The 3,859-nt window shown below is 49.0% G+C and carries 4 protein-coding genes; 3 read left to right on the forward strand and 1 reads right to left on the reverse strand.

Going from position 1 to position 3,859, the window contains the following annotated elements; all coding sequences use genetic code 11:
- The 3 genes from Q0236_RS07055 to Q0236_RS07065 all read left to right on the forward strand — a co-directional run.
- The coding region (locus Q0236_RS07055; RefSeq protein WP_297916415.1) for a flavocytochrome c at positions 1–1,236 on the forward strand (1,236 nt) is incomplete at its 5' end.
- Positions 1,237–1,316: 80 nt separating this feature from the next.
- The gene (locus Q0236_RS07060) at positions 1,317–1,748 is read left to right on the forward strand and encodes a cytochrome c3 family protein (RefSeq protein ID WP_297916417.1); all 432 of its coding nucleotides are present in this window, start codon (positions 1,317–1,319) and stop codon (positions 1,746–1,748) included.
- Complete coding sequence (locus Q0236_RS07065) at positions 1,745–2,416, forward strand: NapC/NirT family cytochrome c (protein WP_297916421.1); 672 nt, start codon at positions 1,745–1,747, stop codon at positions 2,414–2,416. Before Q0236_RS07060 ends, Q0236_RS07065 begins: the two co-directional genes overlap by 4 nt.
- A 722-nt stretch (positions 2,417–3,138) precedes the next feature.
- On the opposite strand, the gene Q0236_RS07070 is transcribed toward Q0236_RS07065, so the two are convergent.
- Positions 3,139–3,859 (reverse strand): OprD family outer membrane porin (locus tag Q0236_RS07070; protein WP_297916419.1); only part of this gene is annotated, 721 nt, incomplete at its 5' end.

The raw sequence follows: 3,859 nt of genomic DNA on the forward strand, positions 1-3,859 counted from the left end.
GAGCTATTTATGAACGACTGTCTAAAAGCAGGACTTGGCATCAACCACCCAGAGCTTTTAAGCACCTTAGCAGATCGCGGCTTAGACGCGTTTAAATTCCTCGTAGATAACGGCGTGCAATTTAAGATGGATCACTGCGCGCACTTCGGCGGACACAGCGTCGCGCGCTCGATGCTAACTACGAATGATAGCGGCTCTGGCTACATCCAGCCGATGCTTGAAAAATTTGAAGCGCTAAAAGACAAAGGCTGTGAGCTTCGCCGCCGCGCGAAATTTGACGATTTCGTAATGGACGAAGGTCGCGTAGCGGGCGTCGTAATCCGCGAGGAGTATAAATTTGATCCGAATCTTTATAGCGACGATCTTGAAAACACGAGCGGCACCAAAAAGACGCTCAAAGCCAAAAAAGGCGTAGTGCTCGCAGCGGGCGGATTTTGCCGCGATAAAATTTTCCGCAAGCTTCAAGATCCGCGCATCCCAGATGATGTCGATAGCACGAACCACCCGGGAGCCACTGCGGGCGTGCTGCTAAAAGCCTTTGAGATCGGCGCGTATCCGGTGCAGGTCGATTGGATCCAGTTCGGTCCGTGGGCGAGCCCCGATGAGAAGGGTTTCGGCGCCGCTCCGATCCTAACTCAGCAAGGCACCTTTAAATACGGCATCGCCGTGGACGTTCGCAACGGCAAGCGCTTTATGAATGAGCTTGCAGACCGCAAGACCCGCGCGGATGCGGAGTTTAAAATTTTACGCGAGGATCCTAAAGCCTATCCGATAACTTTCGCCGATACCAAAATGGCGTTTAAAGACCTAAGCGAAGAGGTTATTTCTAAAGGCATGGCGGGCGGTAAGCTAGTGGGCGAATGCGCGAGCCTAGATGAGATCGCTAGTAAATACGGCGTGCCTGCGGACGCGCTAAAAGAGAGCGTCAAAAAATACAACGAAGGCGTTAAGGCGAAAAAAGACGAGTTTGGCAAGCAAGAAAGCGCGCTTAGCGAGATCAACGAAGCGGGACCTTTCTACGTCATCCGCCTCTCACCGAAGCCTCACCACACGATGGGCGGTCTAAAGATCAACGAAAAGGCAGAGGTTCTATCCTCTAAAACCAATAAGCCGATCCCTGGGCTTTGGGCTGCAGGCGAGATCACCGGCGGAACTCACGGAGCAAGTCGCTTAGGCACCGTCGCGATCACCGACTGCATAGTTTTCGGAATGATCGCGGGCGAGCAGATTGCTTAGCTAGGTCTGAGCGCAAGCTCTTTAAAGCCTTGCAGGGTAGCGAAAGCCTACCCGGTAAGGCGGTTTTTAAAAGGTTGCAAATGAAAAAAATCAGTTTTACGGCATTGTTTCTGTGCTGTATCATCGCGACTTTGTTCGGCGCACCGTCTGCCAACGACGCCAACGCCACGAACATAGTCGTTTCAGATGAGCTTCGGGCAAAATACAAAATCAAACCTCATCATGAGCATTTGTCGTTTGACTGCGTCGATTGCCACGTAAATCAAGGAAGCGATCCGTCTAAATTTAAAAGCATCGGCGACAAAGGCTGTATCAGCTGCCACGGCGACAAAAAGCAGCTCGCTTTGAGGCTTAAATTTATGGATACGCTTAAGGCTAATCCGCATAACTCCGTCCACGACGGTCCTACGCTATACTGCGACGAATGCCACAACGAGCACAAGGCATCTACGAATATGTGTACCGAATGCCACGAGCACGAAGTGCCGCAATGGATGGGGGTGACACCATGAGAATTTCTAAAAAATTACTAGCGCTTATCATCTTAATAAGCGGCATTATAGGGTTTTTCGTCGTCGTGCCGGTGCACTACGCGCTTGAGAAAACAAGCACCGATAAATTCTGCGACGTCTGCCACGAGATGGATCCGATGGTGATCGCCTATCAAGACGACGTCCACTCGGGCAAGGGCAAAACGGGCATCAAAGTCCAATGCGTCGATTGTCACCTACCGCACGACAATATCGTAAAATACGTCTATCAAAAGGCCAAAAACGGCGTGTTGGAGGGCTACTCGCACTTCTTTGACGAGCCTGAAAAATACGACTGGAACAAAAGACGCGAAGAGCGCGAACACTATGTGTTTGACAACGGCTGCACGAGCTGCCACGCCACCGTGATCGACAGCAAGATCACCTCCGAGCAAGCGCAGCGCATGCACGCGCACTACAAAAAGCTCCTAGGCACCGAGCGCGAGCTCAAATGCGCGAGCTGCCACGTAAGCGCGGGCCACGGCATCGGGCTTCGCAACTACCTAGAGTACTGGCGACCGACGTATAAAATTTACGAAAAGAAGATGATGCAGGAGAAGATCAAGGCAAAGAAGGGATTTTTCGGCGACGAGTATAAACCGAGCGCCGAAGAGCAGGCCTTTATGGACGCTTCTAGCGCGAAGAAATAAAGCTTTGAGATTATAAGCGCTTCAATTCACGCTTTAATTCACATTCCGCCGCGGGTTAAATTTAAAGCTCAAATTCTGGGCTTCGATTTAATCCGCGGCGGCTTAAATTTAGCGAAGTTAAATTTTATCTCGCTTTTATTCCGCTTGATCCGACGGGTAAAATTTTATCCTTTTTCATCTCTTTTGCGCTTTACGGGCGAGCTTTAAAATTTATCCAAATTTAAAATTTCATCGAAAGAAGCTATGCAAAAATCATCGCTTTTTTTGATATTAGCGCCGTATACTAGGGCGCAGTCAATGCCCGCTATATTAAGGGCTTAAAGACAAACATCAGTTTGCCGATGTCAGATATACAGTGCGCTTATTCTACGAAATGCTGCTGAAATTTTACTAAATTAAATAGCTGCGTTAAATTTAATAGTAAGGCTTTATAATTTTAAAATTTCATGGAGCGGATCGGCAAATTTAAAATTCCGTCTCCCTGAAATTTTGCCGAATCTATCATTTAAATTTATCGTCTAAATTTAGCCCTTGCTGCATTAAATTTAAGAGTCCGTGTAAATTTAGAGAGTTTAGATTGAAGCATTTAGCAAGCAAGGGCTCGCTTGATGATACGGATGAGAAAGAGTAAATTTTTCGGGTTTAAACGCCCTTTTTTGCGTCATATATGAGGCAGAATAATACGGATGAGAAAGAGCGGAAATACTCCGCTCTTTAAAGCTTTAGTTGCCGCTTAGATCAAATTTATACGCAGCTTGCAACCATATCTCGTTCTCGTCGAACTTCCTATTTACGCCGCTAGCGTAGTGGTCGCTTCTCTCAAGCGCGGTGTAGGTTACACCCAAGCTTAGCCCCTTCACGGCCTTAGGAGCGTAGTTTGCCGTTACCGCCCAGCCCTCTACGTCCATGCTGGTGCCGACCTTTTGGCCCGCAGCCCCGCTAGCATTGATATTATTCGTGCCGCCTACTCTGTCTTGATCGCCTTTTACGTAGTGCAGCGCGGTTTTGAAGCCGTCCAGACCGATAGCGCCGAAGTTATAATCAAGCACGACCTTGTGCGTATCCATACCCGCATATCCCGTGAAGACGAACGGACCTCTGATAGGCAGTGCGGTATATGATCCCGGGCCGTTGCCGACGCCCAAAATAACGGCATCGTCGTCGCTAACGGTCGTATAGGCATACGATAGACCGAATCCGAAAAACTCGCTAACCGAGACTCTTGCGCCGAACATATCGCCGTCAAGCCTTCTTGGCTCCAGCCCTCCGTCCACGCGCGAACCTTTGTAGTTAAGATCAAATCCTAGCTTTAAAATCTCGCCTACGGGCACTTTTACATTTGCCTCGGCAAGATACAAGCTAACGTCGCCGTCCTTTAACGCGTTAGCGGGTTTTACGTCCGTTACCGCTGCGTAAGCGCCGGTTAAAGTAGTATAAGGCAAG

It is taken from the genome of uncultured Campylobacter sp. (genome assembly GCF_938031315.1).
Lineage (GTDB): Bacteria > Campylobacterota > Campylobacteria > Campylobacterales > Campylobacteraceae > Campylobacter_B.